This window comes from Comamonas terrigena NBRC 13299, from assembly GCF_006740045.1.
Taxonomy (GTDB): Bacteria; Pseudomonadota; Gammaproteobacteria; order Burkholderiales; family Burkholderiaceae_C; genus Comamonas; species Comamonas terrigena.
This window is the reverse complement of record NZ_AP019749.1, coordinates 2,166,639-2,182,466: the sequence shown is the minus strand read 5'-3', so window position 1 is coordinate 2,182,466 and position 15,828 is coordinate 2,166,639. Positions and strand designations below refer to the sequence as shown.

At 65.6% G+C, this 15,828-nt stretch carries 15 protein-coding genes and 1 pseudogene; 7 read left to right on the top strand and 9 right to left on the bottom strand.

The window, feature by feature from the left end; genetic code table 11:
* Positions 1-27 precede the first annotated feature (27 nt).
* Together CT3_RS09925 and amaB are read left to right on the top strand one after the other, a co-directional pair.
* The gene (locus CT3_RS09925; protein ID WP_066534326.1) at positions 28-390 is read left to right on the top strand and encodes a hypothetical protein; all 363 of its coding nucleotides are present in this window, start codon (positions 28-30) and stop codon (positions 388-390) included.
* Positions 387-1,907 (top strand): L-piperidine-6-carboxylate dehydrogenase, encoded by a 1,521-nt coding sequence (gene amaB, locus CT3_RS09920; RefSeq protein ID WP_066534328.1) that lies wholly within the window; start codon positions 387-389, stop codon positions 1,905-1,907. Before CT3_RS09925 ends, amaB begins: the two co-directional genes overlap by 4 nt.
* Here amaB and CT3_RS09915 read toward each other — a convergent pair.
* Entirely contained in the window at positions 1,895-2,749 is an 855-nt protein-coding gene (locus tag CT3_RS09915) for a YggS family pyridoxal phosphate-dependent enzyme (RefSeq protein WP_066534330.1), read from the bottom strand. The genes amaB and CT3_RS09915 overlap by 13 nt on opposite strands.
* A gap of 4 nt (positions 2,750-2,753) precedes the next feature.
* Positions 2,754-4,007, bottom strand: a complete 1,254-nt coding sequence (locus CT3_RS09910; RefSeq protein ID WP_066534331.1) for a benzoate/H(+) symporter BenE family transporter — start codon at positions 4,005-4,007, stop codon at positions 2,754-2,756.
* Positions 4,008-4,152: 145 nt separating this feature from the next.
* Here CT3_RS09910 and pdxR point away from each other — a divergent pair, with 145 nt between their 5' ends.
* Positions 4,153-5,631, top strand: a complete 1,479-nt coding sequence (pdxR, locus tag CT3_RS09905) for a MocR-like pyridoxine biosynthesis transcription factor PdxR (protein WP_066534332.1) — start codon at positions 4,153-4,155, stop codon at positions 5,629-5,631.
* Between the two features lie 107 nt (positions 5,632-5,738).
* On the opposite strand, the gene CT3_RS09900 is transcribed toward pdxR, so the two are convergent.
* Positions 5,739-6,989, bottom strand: a complete 1,251-nt coding sequence (locus CT3_RS09900) for an MFS transporter (protein WP_066535957.1) — start codon at positions 6,987-6,989, stop codon at positions 5,739-5,741.
* 100 nt (positions 6,990-7,089) lie between these two features.
* Here CT3_RS09900 and CT3_RS09895 point away from each other — a divergent pair, with 100 nt between their 5' ends.
* Positions 7,090-8,040, top strand: coding sequence for a LysR family transcriptional regulator (locus CT3_RS09895; protein ID WP_066534336.1), 951 nt, complete (start codon positions 7,090-7,092; stop codon positions 8,038-8,040).
* 179 nt (positions 8,041-8,219) lie between these two features.
* Here CT3_RS09895 and CT3_RS09890 read toward each other — a convergent pair whose 3' ends face one another.
* The 4 genes from CT3_RS09890 to CT3_RS09875 form a co-directional block, all read right to left on the bottom strand.
* Complete coding sequence (locus CT3_RS09890; protein WP_066534338.1) at positions 8,220-8,591, bottom strand: RNA-binding regulator; 372 nt, start codon at positions 8,589-8,591, stop codon at positions 8,220-8,222.
* Positions 8,592-8,684: 93 nt separating this feature from the next.
* On the bottom strand, positions 8,685-8,945 hold the full coding sequence (gene infA, locus CT3_RS09885) for a translation initiation factor IF-1 (RefSeq protein ID WP_066534340.1): 261 nt from the start codon (positions 8,943-8,945) through the stop codon (positions 8,685-8,687).
* A gap of 53 nt (positions 8,946-8,998) precedes the next feature.
* The gene (locus CT3_RS09880; protein ID WP_227657880.1) at positions 8,999-9,169 is read right to left on the bottom strand and encodes a hypothetical protein; all 171 of its coding nucleotides are present in this window, start codon (positions 9,167-9,169) and stop codon (positions 8,999-9,001) included.
* A gap of 455 nt (positions 9,170-9,624) precedes the next feature.
* Entirely contained in the window at positions 9,625-10,584 is a 960-nt protein-coding gene (locus CT3_RS09875) for a Bug family tripartite tricarboxylate transporter substrate binding protein (RefSeq protein WP_066535967.1), read from the bottom strand.
* Between the two features lie 313 nt (positions 10,585-10,897).
* Here CT3_RS09875 and CT3_RS09870 point away from each other — a divergent pair, with 313 nt between their 5' ends.
* From CT3_RS09870 to CT3_RS09860, 3 genes are all read left to right on the top strand, one after another.
* Entirely contained in the window at positions 10,898-11,356 is a 459-nt protein-coding gene (locus CT3_RS09870; RefSeq protein ID WP_066534342.1) for an SRPBCC family protein, read from the top strand.
* A 109-nt stretch (positions 11,357-11,465) separates the two neighbouring features.
* On the top strand, positions 11,466-12,674 hold the full coding sequence (gene trpB, locus CT3_RS09865) for a tryptophan synthase subunit beta (protein ID WP_066534343.1): 1,209 nt from the start codon (positions 11,466-11,468) through the stop codon (positions 12,672-12,674).
* A 258-nt stretch (positions 12,675-12,932) separates the two neighbouring features.
* Entirely contained in the window at positions 12,933-13,460 is a 528-nt protein-coding gene (locus tag CT3_RS09860) for a PepSY domain-containing protein (protein WP_066534344.1), read from the top strand.
* Between the two features lie 181 nt (positions 13,461-13,641).
* On the opposite strand, the gene mnmH is transcribed toward CT3_RS09860, so the two are convergent.
* Complete coding sequence (gene mnmH, locus CT3_RS09855; protein ID WP_066534345.1) at positions 13,642-14,694, bottom strand: tRNA 2-selenouridine(34) synthase MnmH; 1,053 nt, start codon at positions 14,692-14,694, stop codon at positions 13,642-13,644.
* Between the two features lie 242 nt (positions 14,695-14,936).
* Positions 14,937-15,677: pseudogene (locus CT3_RS09850) on the bottom strand (hypothetical protein).
* Positions 15,678-15,828 lie beyond the last annotated feature (151 nt).

The window sequence follows — 15,828 nt, the reverse complement described above, 5'->3', positions numbered from 1 at the left end:
GGGGTCTGCCTCTTTCTGCCCGCTGCCATGTTTGTTCTGCCCGCCATCGCCCTGCCATTTCTGCTCATGCTGGCGGTCTACCGCCTGCTGCACATCCCCCGGCAGTTGCGTGCCGGTGCCCTGCAGGTCCCGGTACGACGGCGCGCCATGCTGCTGGCGGCCACGGCCGCAGCCTATCTGGCGCTGCTGGCATACACGGTCGCATTGCTGGCGGCACTGGTACACACCTTGCTTTTTGCAGCAGACAGCCTGCCCGCCTACCTGGAACTGGCGGCCTACGCGCTGACCTACCCCCTGGTCTATCTCGCAGCGGCCTGGACCTTCTACCACGGGCTGAAACCCGTGCCACCACACATGCCCACCCACCCCTCTTCCACGGAACACCCATGACCACGCTTTCTGCCACCGACTTTTCCACCGTACTGTCGCACTGCGGCATCGATCTGGCCGCCCACCAGGGCGATGACATCACCGTGCGCTCCCCAATCGACGGCGCAACGCTGGCCCAGTTGGCCGCACTGCCCGTGGCAGCCATGCCGGCCGTGATCGATCGCGCGGCCCAGGCCTTTCAGCAATGGCGCCTGGTGCCCGCCCCAGTGCGCGGCGAGCTGGTGCGGCTATGGGGCGAGGAGCTGCGCCGCAGCAAGGCCGATATCGGTCAGGTGGTCTCGCGCGAGGTGGGCAAGATCCTGCAGGAAGGCCTGGGGGAAGTACAGGAAGGCGTGGACATCTGCGAGTTTGCCGTCGGCCTGTCCCGCCAGCTGCATGGCAAGACCATCGTGTCCGAACGCCCCGGCCACCGCATGATGGAACAGTACCACCCGCTGGGGCCGGTGGCCGTGATCACCGCCTTCAATTTTCCCAGCGCAGTATTTGCCTGGAATGCGGCACTGGCACTGGTCTGTGGTGATCCGGTGGTCTTCAAGCCCTCGGAGAAAGCCCCGTTGTCGGGCTTGGCCACCTTCAAGGCCCTGGAGCAGGCGATCGCCCGTTTTGGTGACCGTGCTCCGCCGGGTCTGGCGCAGATCGTGTTCGGCCACAGCGATGTGGCCGAGGCCCTGGTGGACAGCCCGCAGATCGCCCTGGTGTCCGCCACGGGTTCGAGCCGCATGGGCCGCGCCGTGGGCCCCAAGGTGGCAGCCCGCTTTGGCAAGCGCATTCTGGAGCTGGGGGGCAACAATGCCATGGTGGTCACACCCGCGGCCGATCTGGATCTGGCGGTGCGTGCCATCGTCTTCAGCGCCGTGGGCACGGCAGGCCAGCGCTGCACCTCGCTGCGCCGACTGATCGTGCACCGCAGTGCCAAGGCCGCGCTGCTGGAAAAGCTGCTGAAAGCCTATGTCAGCCTGCGCATCGGCGACCCGCTACAGGCCGGCACACTGGTGGGCCCGCTGATCGACCGTGCCGCTTGGGATGCGATGCAGCATTCCCTTGCCCAGGCACAGACCCAAGGCGGAACCGTGCTGACCGGCGGCCAGCGCGTGCTGGCAGAGCAGTTCCCCCACGGATATTACGTGGCCCCGGCCATGGTGGACATGCCGGCGCAAACCCCCATCGTGCAGCACGAGACCTTTGCGCCCCTGCTCTATGTGCTGACCTACGACACGCTGGAGCAGGCCATCGACTGGAACAACGGCGTGCCCCAGGGCCTGTCCTCCTGCATCTTCTCCAACGATCTGCGTGAGGTGGAGACGTTTCTCGGGGCCGCCGGCTCGGACTGCGGCATTGCCAACGTCAACATCGGCCCCAGCGGGGCCGAGATTGGTGGCGCCTTTGGCGGCGAGAAGGAAACCGGTGGCGACCGCGAAAGCGGCTCCGACGCCTGGAAACAGTACATGCGCCGCACCACCAACACCATCAACTACTCGCGCGAGCTGCCTCTGGCCCAGGGCATTCAGTTCGGGTGAAGCGGCTGCCCTGCCCCCCCCTCCACCTCCACCGGACCGGCAAGTCCAGGCCAATAGTGCTGGTCCGGCACCGCCCGGGCACCGAAAATGGCTTGGCCCACGCGCACCACGGTAGCGCCCTCCTCGATCGCTATTTCAAAGTCACCTGACATCCCCATGGACAGCTCGTCCAGGTACATGCCCGCCGGTGCACTGTGCCGCAACTGGTCCTGCAGCCCGCGCAGGCACACAAAACACTGGCGAACCCGCGCGCTGTCACGGGAGAACAGCGCCAGCGTCATCAGGCCGCGCACCCGCAGCGCAGACATGGCGGGCAAGGCGCGCAGAAACGCTGGCACCGCCTCGGGTGCCAGCCCGTATTTGCTGGCCTCGCCCGAGGTATTGACCTGGACAAAGACATCCAGCGCGCGCCCTTCTACCTGCAGGCGGCGGTCCAGGGCCTCGGCCAGGCGCAGGCTGTCCAGGGCCTGGAATTCGCTGGCAAAGCGCGCCACCAGCTTGGCCTTGTTGGTTTGCAGATGGCCGATGACCGACCAGCGCAGATCGGTCAGGTCCTGCAAAGACTCCCATTTGCCCCAGGCCTCCTGCACCTTGTTTTCGCCAAGCATCCGGCAACCCGCCGCATGGGCCAGGCGCAGGCTGGCTTCGGGTTTGGTCTTGCTCACCGGCAGTAGCCGCACGCTGGCCGCATCCCGCCCAGCGCGTTGGCAGGCCGCCGCCATGCGGGCCTGGACCGCAGCCAGATTGTGTTGAAAGTCCGCCAGAGTCAGGGCCTGGGGATAGCGACCATGCTGGTCATGGCCGGTGCGGGTCGCAGGGGGAAAGAAATTTGGAGCCGACATAGGTTCAGGCCTTGGTGACAGAGGAGGTCGCTGCCAGCGGTGCAGCACTCCCCGGGCGCCAGGGCATGCGGCCATGCAGCACGGCATGGGCCAGCAGACCGATCACCAGGCCCCAGAACGCGCCGCCAACGCCCAGCCACTGGATGTTGGCCGCTGCAGCCAGAAAGGTGATCAGCGCCGCCTCGCGGGTACGGGCATCGGCCAGGGCGGCCGCCAGACTGCCGCCCAGGGTGCCCAGCAGGGCCAGTCCCGCCAGCGTGGTGGTGAACGCAGCCGGCAGGGCCATGAAGACGGCAGCCAGCGTTACCCCGAACACCCCCACCAGACAGTAAGCCAGGCCTGCGGTCACTCCCGCAATCCACCGCTTGGACGGGTCTTCATGGGCTTCGCGCCCCGTGGCAATGGCTGCCGTGATGGCCGCCAGATTGAAGGCATGCGCACCAAACGGAGCCATCAGCAAAGAGCCCAGACCGGTCACAGTCACGATCGGGTTGGCACTGGTGGCAAAGCCATCGTTGCGCAACACCAGCATGCCCGGCATGTACTGCCCCGTCAGGGTGATCAGAAACAATGGCAGGGCCACGCTCAGCAGGCTGTCCAGCGACCAGGCCGGTGCGGTATACACCGGTGCCGCCAACTGCAGCGACAGCCCCGCCAGGTCCACGCGTTGTTGCAGCACCAGGAACGCCAGCCCCAGCAGCAGAATGCCCACCACTGCATAGCGCGCGGCAATGCGCTTGAGCACCACATAGGCCACGATCAGCAGCAGCGCCAGTGTCGCCTCCACCGCCATGCCGCCAAAGGCCCGCATGCCGAAGGGCAGCAGAATCCCCGCCAGCAGCCCCGTGGCCACACCCGGAGGAATCAGCCGGATGACACGCTCAAAGCCCCCCGACAGCCCCAGCACCACAAAGGCCGCAGCCGATACGAGGTAAGCGCCCACGGCTTCGGCATAGGGCGTGCTGGCCAATGCCGTCACCAAAAACGCCGCCGCCGGCGTAGACCAGGCCGTGATGATGGGGGCACGTGTCATCCAGCTCAGCAGCAGGCCCGTCAGACCCACGCCAATGGAGAGCGACCACACCCAGGAAGCCGTGTGCGCGGCATCCAGCCCGGCCACCCGGGCCGCCTGAAACACCAGAATGAAGGTACCGCCGTAGTTGACGATGACCGATACCAGCCCCGCCACGGCAGGGTGGAACACATCGCGCAGACGCAGCCGCGTGGACACAGAAACGGGAGCCGGGGTATGGGGCATGCCTGAACAACTTTCCAACAGATCGAATGCGCCCTGGCCTGTGCGGCAGCTGGAACCGGGCTGGACGGTGGCCTGGGCATGCGCCGTTTATAAAATCCCAATGGCATGATGATTCCAACCACTTTTTCACAAATAGCCAGACCAATTGTTCAAACACGCCTTGCTTGAATCAGTCAAAGCCTGGATGGCCGATCCGGTCCACCAGGCCCTGCCCTTGCACGCCCGCCTGCAGCGCGGCCTGCGACAGTTGATCCTCGATGGCCAGCTGGCAGCAGGGCGCCCCCTGCCGGCCTCCCGCGCGCTGGCGCAATCGCTGGCGGTTTCGCGCGATACGGTGGAAACGGCCTACAGCCAGCTGCACGCCGAAGGTTTCATTACCCGGCGCGTGGGCAGCGGTAGCCGGGTGTCCCAGCAGGCGCGGAGCCTGCCTGTCCGCCCCGCAGTGCCCCCCACCGCCACAGCACCACAGCTGAGCCGGCGCGGCCAGGCCATGCTGGCCGCCGGTGGCGTCAGCGACTTTCCGGCGCCCCATGCCTTTGTGCCCGGCGTGCCCGAGACCCGCAACTTTCCATTGCCAGCCTGGGAACGGCTGCAGCGCCAGGTGCTCAAGGAGTACGGCCACCGCGCCCTGCAGCACAGCCCGGCGCAGGGCATGCTGCCCCTGCGGCAGGCCATTGCCGACTATGTGAATCTGGAGCGCGGAGCCCGCGCCACACCCGAACAGGTGCTGGTCCTCACCAGCTCACAGCAGGCGCTGGGCCTGTGCGCTCAGGTACTGCTGGACCCGGGTGACCGCATCCTGATCGAAGACCCGGTCTACCACGGTGCACGCAGGGCCTTTGATGCTGCCGGCTTGGTCTGCCAACCCGTCCCGCTGGATGCCGATGGGATGCAGATGCAGCACCTTGCTGCCGCACCCTCCGCCCAGGCCATGTTTCTGACCCCGTCGCACCAGTACCCCACCGGTGCCACGCTGTCGCTGGAGCGGCGGCTGGCCGCCATCGCCTGGGCCCGGGAACACCAGACCTGGATCCTCGAGGACGATTACGACAGTGAATTCCACTACGCGGGCAAGCCCACGGCCTGTGTGCAGGGGCTGGATGCCCACGGGCGCACGCTCTATATCGGCACATTCAGCAAATCGCTGTTTCCAGGCCTGCGCCTGGGCTATATGGTGCTGCCGCCCGCGCTGGTGGCCCCCATGACCGTGGCCCGCTCCTTGCAGGACGGGCACAGCGCTCCCCTGGCCCAGCTGACCTTGGCGCGCTTCATCGAAGGCGGTCACCTGGGTGCCCACATCCGCACCATGCGCACCGTTTACGCCCACCGGCGCGATGTGCTGGCCCGGTTGCTGCGCACGCATCTGGCCGACTGGCTGGAGCCCCAGGTGCCCGCAGGTGGCATGCAAATGGCCTGCCACCTGCGCGGCGGGCTGCCGGAAGCGCAGCTGGTGGCTGCCGCAGCGCGTGCCGGCATCACCCTGGCAGGACTGTCTGCGCTCTACAGCGGCACACCGCGCCACCAGGGCGTGCTGATGGGCTTTGCAGCCCACAGCCCCATGGAGCTCGAAGCCGGCGTGCGCCGGCTGGCCGAGGTGCTGCGCACCTTACCCCGCCCGGCCTGAGACCGATAGCACCCTTGGTGCAGGGTCGCACACTGCCCCGTGAGAACAAGGCACACGCCATGCGCCCGGGGCGGCCTCACGGCGCATGCCGAGGGTTTCCCCAGCACTCAACGGGCATGGGGCCAGCAGCGCACCGCCAGGGCGGCCAGGGCAGACACCGTGGCCAGCGCCACCACGCCCAGCCAACCCGCATGGTCCAGCACCCAGCTGCCCAGGGCTGCACCACTGGCCATGCCCACGAACATGCCGGTAAACAGCAGCGCATTCAGGCGGCTGCGCGCCTCGGGCGCAATGCCATAGACAATCGTCTGGTGGGCCACCAGCACGGCCTGCACACCAAAGTCAAACACCACGGCCGCCGCCACGATCAGCAGCAATTGGCCCTGCGCGCCCAGCCAGGGCGCGGTGGCCATGCTGGCGAAGGCTGCCGCTGCCAGTGCAGCGCCTGCGCGCGTCACCAGTTCGGGGCCACGGCGGTCGGCCATGCGCCCGGCCAGTGGCGCGGCCAGGGCGCCCGCCGCGCCGGCCAGTCCCAGCGCACCGGCAGCGGCGGCACCCAGCTGGAACTGGCTGTGCAGCATCACCGCCAGCGTGGACCAGAAGGCGCTGAACCCCACCGCCAGCAGGCCTTGTGCCAGGGCCGCGCGGCGCAAGGCAGCATGCTGGCGCCACAGTTCCCACATGGAACGCATCAGCGCCAGCCAGCCCAGCTGGGTGGTGGGCGCAAAGTGCGGCAGGCCGCGCCACACCGCCACAACCAGCACGGCGATGGCCGATGCCGCCAGCAGGTACATATTGCGCCAGCCCCAGAGCTGGGCCACCAGGCCGCTGACCACACGGGACAGCAAGATGCCCAGCAGCAGCCCGGTCATCACCGTGCCCACCATGCGGCCACGCTGGGCGGCAGGGGCCAGTGTGGCTGCAGCAGGCACCACATCCTGCGCCATCGTGGCGGCCAGGCCAACGCCCAGGCTGGCTGCCAGCAGGCTGCCCATGCCGGGCGCCAGTCCGCTGGCCAGCAGCACCCCTACCAGGGCCACGGCCTTGACCAGAATGATGCGGCGGCGGTCATATCGGTCCCCCAGCGGGGCCAGCAGCAGAATGCCCAGCGCATAGCCCAGCTGCGTCAGCGTGGGCACCCAGCCGGCAGTGCTCGCGGACGCCTGCATATCGGCCCCCAGCAGGCCCAGCATGGGCTGGCTGTAGTACAGCGACGCCACGCTGACGCCAGCGGCCGCGGCCAGCAACAGCAGCAACGGCGCGCCAATGGCCTGTGGTGCAGGGATTGGCACAGCTGCAGCAGGTGCCGCGGTAGCGCCGGCAGGACGCTCTTCATACGTAGATTGAATGGATGACATGGTGTCCATCTGTGGTTTTGTTTCGAATGCTGCGTAGTATCTGGAGTCAGCAGGCGCTTGTGTAGTGGTCTGGCATGCAGATCTGCTATACGCTTTACGTATGGAAACAACTCTCTCTGCCGGCAGCGACCGCATTGCGCTGATGCACACGCTGGTGCGTATCGTGGAAGCAGGTAGCCTCTCGGCCGCAGCCTTGCAGCTGGGCACCACCCAACCCACCGTCAGCCGCCGCCTGCAGCAACTGGAGCGCACGCTGGGCCTGCGTCTGCTGCAACGCTCCACCCACGGCATGAAGCTGACCGTGGACGGCGAACGCTGCTACGCCCATGCCAAGTCGCTGGTGCATGAATGGGAGGCCATGGAGGCCGATCTGCGTGGCGTGCAGGATGTACCGCGCGGCCAGTTGCGCGTGCTGGTGCCCCACGCCTTTGGCCAGGACCAGCTCATGGCGCCGCTGCTAGATTACCTGCGCCGCTACCCCGAGGTGCAGGTGGAATGGCTGCTGCATGACCGCCGGGCCGACTTTATTGCCGAAGGCATTGACTGCGCCATCCAGGTTGGCCAGGTGCTGGACCCTGCAGCCATCGCCCTGCGTCTGGCCGAAGTCCCCCGCATCGTGGTGGCAGCCCCGCCCCTGGTCGCCCAGCACCCGCCAGCCACTGCCGCACAGGACCTGGCAGACTGGCCGTGGATGGCACTCAACACCTTCTACCAGCGCGAAGTGTGTCTGACCCATGCCCAGCACGGCATGCAGCGCTTTGCCATCCAGCCCCGGCTGTCCACCGACAGCCTGTATGCCCTGCGCAGCGCCGCACTGGCCGGTCTGGGGGTCGGCATTGCCTCGGCCTGGATGGTCCAGGACGATCTGCGCGCCGGCCGGCTGCAGCACCTGGTAGAGGGCTGGGAGGCCGCGCCACTGCCCGTCTCCCTGGTCTACCCGCAGGCCGCTTTCTACCCTGCACGGCTGCGCTGCTTTCTGGATGCCATGCGTGCCGCCATGCCCGGGCTCACGGGCATGCGAGCCGCCACACGCGGCTCGGCACGGCGCTGAAATGACTTTCTGTGCACCGCTGCGACCGACATCTCAGATGGCGCCGCCTGCCACGCACCCATGAAAAAAGCTCCCACCAGGGGAGCTTTTTTGCGGGCCCATTGGCGCCTGCACAGAGGTCGGAGTACCAGGTATTCCAGATCTCTCTGTGTGTTGCAGGCGCTCAATCAGCGCTTCGCTCAGTAGCCGTAGCCGCCGCCGTTGCCACGGCCGCCGCCGTAACCACCGCCATTGCCGCCGCGGAAACCGCCGCCGCCGTTGTTGCCACGGAAGCCGCCGCCGCCGAAGCCGGCAGGACGCTCTTCACGAGGACGGGCCACGTTGACGATCATGTTGCGACCGTCCCAGGACTGCTCGTGCAGACCTTCGATGGCAGCTTGTGCTTCGGCTTCCGAAGCCATTTCCACAAAGCCGAAGCCCTTGGAGCGACCGGTGTCGCGGTCCATCATGACCTTGGCGGAAGCCACGTTGCCGAACTGGGCGAATTGTTGTTCCAGATCGTTGTCGCGAATGGAGTAAGAGAGGTTACCGACGTAGAGTTTGTTGTTCATGGTTGAACTTTCAGGGGAAAAATGACCGTGCAGCAGATGCTGCAATGGACATAGGGTGGGCGGCGCGCCCTACAGGAACGCACCGCCCGGAACTTAGCGGCGCCGCGGTCCCGAAGGAGCGCCGCCGGAGCGTGTTTCGATATGGCGGAAAGTGATGCGGCCCTTGGTGAGGTCGTAGGGCGACATCTCCAGCGAAACCTTGTCACCCGCCAGGATGCGGATGCGGAACTTGCGCATCTTGCCACCGGTGTAGGCAACCAGGGAATGGCCGTTGTCCAGCGTCACGCGAAAACGTGAGTCCGGCAGCACTTCCATCACCTGTCCGTGCATTTCAATGAGATCTTCTTTCGACATGAGGGCTCTGACTGAATGAAACTGGGGGGATCTATCCCGAAGGTGTTGTGCGCTCAGGCCGGCAGACCAGGCTGGCGCAGCAAACACATCCCCTGCTCCATGGCGTAGGCCACGGCAGCTTGGGCGGAGCGGAATTGCGGCACAAAGCGGAACACCCGGTCATGGGTGGCCGTGCCGTGGCCGCTGCGAATCGAAAGGGAGGCGGTGTAGTGCCCGTCGGGCATGGGCACCGAACCAGGAGACAGAAGGTATTTACCGACGACCTGGGAAAGAGAGAAGGAGTGGTTCAACAACAGAACGTGGTGCAAGAACACCGGTACAAAAAGGAAGGACTCAAAAGCAAGCCCGCTCAACGCGTTGGGGTGCGAGGGAGAAATTTTTCCGGCCCCTGGAAGGTTCAGGGCGGGAAGACCAGCGGATCAGAAGCCGCAGGACAGAAAGTACAGTCATCGTCTGATGCGATGGGCCTTGGAGCGCTTGCCGTACGGTGCCAGCGGAAGGCCAGAATGTGCTGCCAGCAGTCCATGGACCTTGCTGCAGTGCGCCACACTATAGCAGCAAGCAATGTCCTGGGGATTTGGAAGGCCTTCACTGCAAGGCCTCGCGATCCGACAGCGGATGCCGACCCGGCGCCCGCCGGGCAGTGCAGAACGCACCACCCAGCAGCCCACAGGAATCATCAGTCCAGTCCGATCGCTTTGACGATGTCCTTCTCCTCGGCAAAGGCCTTCTTGGCAAAGGCACTGTACTCCTGGGCATTGCGGTATTCCAGGCGGATGCCGTAGTTGGCAGCCACCTGCTTGAAGGCGGGCTCCTGCATGGCGGACTGGATGGCCGCTTCGAGCTTTTGCGTGATCTCGGCGGGCAGAGCTTTGGGACCTGCAATGCCCAGCGGCGACGGTACGTCAAATGCATAGCCCAGCTCGCGGAAGGTGGGCACATCGGCAAAGGCTTCGGTGCGCTTGTCGGAGGCAATGGCCAGCGCCCGCATCTTGCCGCTGGTCAGGTACGGCTGCACGCTGTTGGCAAACACGGCCGTCTTGGTGTGGCCGGCCAGCAGGGAGTTGATGGAATCCGCATCTCCCTTGAACGGCACATGGGTGAACTTGGCTCCGGTCTTTTGCTCCAGCTGCGCCATGGTCACGTGGTTGGCCGAGAACTTGCCAGGGGTCCCGTAGTCAACGCTGCCTGGGTCGCGCTTGGCAGCATCCACCACATCCTTCACGCTCTTGAAGGGCGAATTGGCCGGCACAGCCAGAATGAAGTCATAGGTCATGAAGGCCGCCACATAGCTGACATCGGCCACAGGGTCGAAATTCACTTTCTGTATATGGGGCTGGCGGAAGATGCCCACCGGCGTGAGCGTCAGGCGGTAGCCGTCGGGCTTGGCGTTCTTCATGTCGACCACGCCCATGGAGGCACCGGCGCCAGGCTTGTTCTCGATCACGATGGTTTGACCCAGCGGCTTGGACATGCCCTGTGCCAGCGCACGGGCGATCACATCGGTCACCCCGCCCGCGCCATAGGGCACGATCAGTGTAATGGGCCGGTTGGGGTATGCGCCTTGTGCGCCCGCTTGGGGCATGGTGGCCACTGCGGCCAGGGAAGCGCACAGGGCGATCAGGGTTCTGCGTTGCATGCTCTTGCCTTTCACATGGGCCCCGCCACCGCTGGCGGACTACCCCTTTGCAACGTGCAGGCGCTGTTCTCTCCGCCGCGCAAATGCAGCCATCGCCGGCACGTTCTGGACACTGTAGGAGCGCGCCCCGCCCCTCAACCCTGGCAGCAACCCTGCCCTTCCGTCCTGCAGGCGACAGCTCCCGGCGCACCGCCCAGCATCACCCACCTGGGCCGCCGGTGCGCTTTGCCACGGCACAGCCAGGGCTTTGGCTCGCCACACCTGCGACAAAGCGCTAGGCTGAGCGCCTTCACACCGCCCACAGGAGCTGGACATGGCCCACACCATCCGCTTGCACCGCGTGCTCCAGGCTCCGCCGGAGCGCATCTACCGCGCCTTCACCAGCCCTGCGGCCCTGGCCAAATGGATGCCGCCCCATGGCTTCGTCTGCGAGGTGCTGGAAATGGATGCCCGCACGGGTGGGCGCTTTCGGATGGCCTTCGTCAACCTGGGCACCGGCGAGCGCAGCAGCTTTGGCGGCACCTATCTGGAGCTGGTACCCAACACCCGCATCCGCAACAGCGACCAGTTTGACGACCCCAGCCTGCCCGGCTCCATGACCACCACGGTCGACCTGCGTGCCGTGGTCTGCGGCACCGAGGTCCACATCGTGCAGGAAGGGGTGCCCGAGGTGATTCCTGCAGAAGCCTGCTACCTGGGCTGGCAACAGTCGCTGCAACTGCTGGCGTTGCTGGTGGAAGCTGAGATTCCGCCCGAATCCACGATGGCTTGATCACCCGATATCGCCACACGTTGACAAGCCGGGCAAGCTCGCATGGCTTGCTGTAAGCATGGCGTGCTATCAAGATGGGGATCTTTTCACCCACTCTTGCTGTCACTTCATGAACGCTCTGCCCGCTTTTTCTTCCATGCCCGACGAACAGGGCTTCTTCGGTCCCTATGGCGGCCAACTGGTGCCCCCGCACCTGAAGCAGGCCATGGACGACATCAACGTCGCCTATGCGCAGATCACCCAGCGCCAGGACTTCCAGGATGAGCTGGCTGACCTGTTTGCCGACTATGTGGGCCGCCCCAGCCCCATCTTTCATGCCAAACGCCTGTCGGCCCAGTTGGGCGGCGCACAGATCCACCTCAAGCGCGAAGACCTGAACCACACCGGCGCCCACAAGATCAACCACTGCCTGGGCGAGGCACTGCTGGCCAGGTTCATGGGCAAGAAGAAAGTGATTGCCGAAACCGGAGCCGGCCAGCACGGTGTGGCCCTGGCCACGGCCTGTGCGCTGGTGGGCATTCCCTGCGAAATCCACATGGGCCAGGTCGATATCGAAAAGGAACACCCCAACGTCACCAAGATGCGCATCCTGGGCTGCAAGCTGGTGCCCGTCACGCGCGGCGCGGCCACCCTCAAGGAAGCCGTGGACAGCGCGTTCGACGAGTACCTGACCAACCCCACCGACTACCTGTACGCCATTGGCTCGGTGGTCGGGCCCCACCCCTTTCCGATGATGGTGCGCGACTTCCAGAGCATCATCGGCCGTGAAGCGCGCGAGCAGTTCCTGGCCAAGCATGGTCGCCTGCCCGACTACGTCAGCGCCTGCGTGGGCGGCGGCAGCAATGCCATGGGCATGTTCACCGCCTTCTTGAACGATGCCGGCGTGCAACTGGTGGGCGTAGAGCCTGCCGGAGAAGGGGTAGACCAGCCCGGCCGCCACGCGGCCACCCTGTCAGTGGGCAAGCCCGGCGAAATCCACGGCATGAAGTGCTATGTGCTGGAAAATGCCGACGGTACCCCTGCCGCCGTGCACAGCATCGCCTCCGGCCTGGATTACCCTGGCGTGGGCCCGCAGCACAGCTATCTGAAAGACCTGGGGCGCGTGCAGTACCAGTCGGTCACCGACAAGGAATGCCTGAACGCCTTCATGACGCTGTCGCGCGTGGAAGGCATCATTCCTGCACTGGAAAGTGCCCACGCCGTGGCCTGGGCCATGCGCCAGGCGCCGCAATTGGGCGCCGATCAGCATATCCTGGTCAATCTGTCGGGCCGCGGCGACAAGGACGCGGACTACGTGGCCAAGGCGCTGGGGCTGTAAGCACGGCGCCGCCATTCTTCGGACCATTGCACGGCCAGGGCGCACGACATCCTGGCCGTTGCGCTGTACTGAAGTCAGCGCCACACCATCGAACGCCTGCGCCGGCACGCTGATGCACGCATTTCCGAGGCGAGGATGCGGCTGCAGCACTGCTTGCCCGCCTGCAGCGAGCCAATTGCCGGTCTAGGCTGACACACCCCGGCCGCCAGCGACGCCTAAGCTTGTCCTTTCTTTTTGCACTGCACAAGGAGTCCCCGCATGCGCTTTTCACCTCGTATTTCCGCTCTTGCCCTTGCCACGGCGGCGTTCTGCACCCTGGCCAGCGCCAAATCGGGCGCGGAATGGCTTCAGCTCACGGCGCAATCCAAGCTCAGCCTGATCCAGGCCATCGACAACGCCACCCGCGCCGTGCCGGGCTCAGTGATCGAAGCCGAACTGGACAAAGGCGATCAGGCAGGAGCCCGTTACGAGCTGGAAGTCATCACCCCCAATGGCGAGAGCGTCGAGGTCTGGGTGAATGCCGTGACCGGCCAGGCCACCCCGTACAAGAACGACGGCAAGGCCAAACGCAAAGACCTGCAGCGCCTGGAAAGTGCCAAAGCCAGCCTGCCCCAAGCCATCCAGTCTGCCACCACACATACCCCCGGCACCGCAGTCAGTGCCGAACTGGACAACCACTGGGGCACGACCAGCTACCAGGTCAACGTGCTGCAGGCCGATGGCGTGCTGATGGAGGTCAAGGTGGATGCGGCCGACGGCCGGGTGATCCGCGCCAAGCGCGATTGAACACGGAACGCAAGACCAGCCCCGCTCCTACTCCCGCGCACGGCGCTGTTCATGCCAGGAGCTCCTGGCCAGTGGCGGTGGCTGCATGCCACCCGCCGCTGTCCATTGCCATCGCCCCAAACCTGCTGCGCGTGGCCCTGCGCCAGCGGCAGCGTGTCGTCAGCAACGTCCTCGCTGCGCTTCACTCCTGACCGGCATACATCTGACCCGCCAGCGCAGCAATGCCCTGTGCGGTCAGATCGTTTGTTTCCAGCACCTGCCGCTGCGCCCACTGCACAAAATGCTTGGACTGGGAACGCTCATACTGCGGGTCGTAGTGCAGCGCCATCAACTCGGCAAACAGTGCAGGCAGATCGCCCTGCTGTGCCCAGCCTTGCCAGCGCGTCACGCGTTCCCGGCCTTGCAGCTCCTTCAAAAATCCCAGCTTGAAGGCCAGACCCGCGGCGTCGTCGCCCAGATAGACGTAATCACGCAGCAAAAAGGCCAGCCGCGCCTCTGGTGTGGCACGTACCTCCACCACCGGTGCCTGGCGCATCTGCTCCACCAGCGCCAGCGGCAGGGCCACGCGACCGATCTTGGGACTTTCTCCTTCCACAAACACCGGGCGCGTCAGATCCAGCTGTGCCAGCTGGGTGTACAGCAAGGTGTCGAAATGCTTTTGGCTGGGCTGCTCGACGCCAGGCAGGCCTCCCAGCAGCGATCCTTTGTGGCTGGCCATGCCCTCCAGGTCCAGGACCTGCGCGCCCTGCGCCTGCAGGGCATGCAGCACGCGGGTCTTGGCACTGCCGGTGGCACCACACAGCACCCGCAGATGCAAGCGGGGCACCTGCTGCTCCAGCTGCGCAATCACATGGCCGCGAAACGCCTTGTAGCCGCCGGCCAGCTGCTGCGCGTCCCAGCCCACCAGCCTCAGCCAGGTCACCATGGAGCCACTGCGCAGCCCGCCGCGCCAGCAGTACACCAGCGGCTTCCAGTGTGCCGGCTGATTGGCGAAGGTCTCACGCAGATGGCCCGCCAGATTGGCGGCAACCATGGCGGCGCCCAGCCGCTTGGCCTCGAAAGGGCTGACCTGCTTGTAGATGGTGCCGATGGTCACGCGCTCTTCGTTGCTGAGCACGGGGCAATTGATGGCGCCCGGAATGCGGTCCAGCGCGAACTCGGCCGGGGTGCGGGCGTCGATGATGGCGTCAAACTGCGCAATATCAGCGACGCGTATGGGTTGGCGGTGTGACACGGGACAAAGCGTTAGAACAACAGCAGGCGCCCGGCCCCGGAACGATCGACCCGGTGCAGCAATGCAGCAGCGGTGTTGCGCCCCGGCAAGCCGGCATGGCGCAAGGGAGTCGATCGAGCCTCGATACAAACGCCAGAACCGGGCAATGGCTGCACCGGTCTGTCCTTGCAATGCAGCGATTGTGGCACGCCTGCCAGCCGGTCTCTGCCACCGAACGGCGCACCCACTGGTATGCCACGCATTCAGCGCACCGGCAGAAACTGCAGAAACGGCCCGGCCACCAGCCCCTGCCCATACCCGATGACCGAGCGGCGGTAACGCTCCGTGGCATAGCTGGCCACCAGATCCAGCCTGCCGATGATCTTGCCCATCTCCCGCTCGAAGCTCAGATTGCGTTGACTGTCGTCGATGTGGTTGGACAGCAGCAACGATGAACCATCGGCATTGCGCCGGCTGTTGAGGATCCAGTTGGCCGCTTCCAGATTGCGCGCGGCATTGAAGACATGCTGTGCATCCAGGCCATCAACCAGAGTGAAACGGGTCTTGTTGCCATGTGCGGTGATCACCGTATCTGCTGCCGCATAGACAAAGCCCGCCACGCGGTCCCCAGCAAATTGCGGCTGCAGCGCCAGCGACAAGGCCGCGATATCACGCTGGCCTTGCAGATCGGGCCATGGCTGACGCTCCAGCACCGCCTTGCGCAATTGCGCCACTGCCGCTTCGCGGCTGGAGGCACTCTTTTTCCACTCCCTTGGGTTCCGCTGATAGAGCTTGTCCGCCAGCAGCCACAGGCTTTCCAGGTTGTCGCGCATCGCCAGCGTCACCATGCGGTTGCTGTCGGACTGCCATATCTCTTCAGCCGAGAATTACTCCCCTTGCACCGCTCCAAGCGGCGCCGGTGCACTGACGCAGCCGCCCAGCAGCACGCCTGCCAGACATTGCAGCGCGGCAGCGCGCCATTGCGATCGATTCCAACTTTGCATCCGCCCAACGTAGCAGGCCAGCTCGCCGCCCGCTGCCAGCCAACAGCGCATTTGTGCTGCCAAGGGCACAGCTTTTCTGCGGCCTTCTGTAGCCCAGCCGGTGCACGCCGCTGTCACCCGGCTGACATCCACCGCATCCATGGCGCACGGT

Coding starts and splice junctions, on each gene's coding strand:
- CT3_RS09875 (WP_066535967.1), bottom strand. CDS start 10,584: ATGCAACGCAGAACCCTGATCGCCCTGTGCGCTTCCCTGGCCGCAGTG.
- CT3_RS09880 (WP_227657880.1), bottom strand. CDS start 9,169: ATGCCCGACGGGCACTACACCGCCTCCCTTTCGATTCGCAGCGGCCAC.
- trpB (WP_066534343.1), top strand. CDS start 11,466: ATGAACGCTCTGCCCGCTTTTTCTTCCATGCCCGACGAACAGGGCTTC.
- CT3_RS09915 (WP_066534330.1), bottom strand. CDS start 2,749: ATGTCGGCTCCAAATTTCTTTCCCCCTGCGACCCGCACCGGCCATGAC.
- infA (WP_066534340.1), bottom strand. CDS start 8,945: ATGTCGAAAGAAGATCTCATTGAAATGCACGGACAGGTGATGGAAGTG.
- CT3_RS09890 (WP_066534338.1), bottom strand. CDS start 8,591: ATGAACAACAAACTCTACGTCGGTAACCTCTCTTACTCCATTCGCGAC.
- CT3_RS09900 (WP_066535957.1), bottom strand. CDS start 6,989: ATGTCATCCATTCAATCTACGTATGAAGAGCGTCCTGCCGGCGCTACC.
- CT3_RS09895 (WP_066534336.1), top strand. CDS start 7,090: ATGGAAACAACTCTCTCTGCCGGCAGCGACCGCATTGCGCTGATGCAC.
- CT3_RS09870 (WP_066534342.1), top strand. CDS start 10,898: ATGGCCCACACCATCCGCTTGCACCGCGTGCTCCAGGCTCCGCCGGAG.
- CT3_RS09860 (WP_066534344.1), top strand. CDS start 12,933: ATGCGCTTTTCACCTCGTATTTCCGCTCTTGCCCTTGCCACGGCGGCG.
- amaB (WP_066534328.1), top strand. CDS start 387: ATGACCACGCTTTCTGCCACCGACTTTTCCACCGTACTGTCGCACTGC.
- CT3_RS09925 (WP_066534326.1), top strand. CDS start 28: ATGTTTGTTCTGCCCGCCATCGCCCTGCCATTTCTGCTCATGCTGGCG.
- CT3_RS09910 (WP_066534331.1), bottom strand. CDS start 4,007: ATGCCCCATACCCCGGCTCCCGTTTCTGTGTCCACGCGGCTGCGTCTG.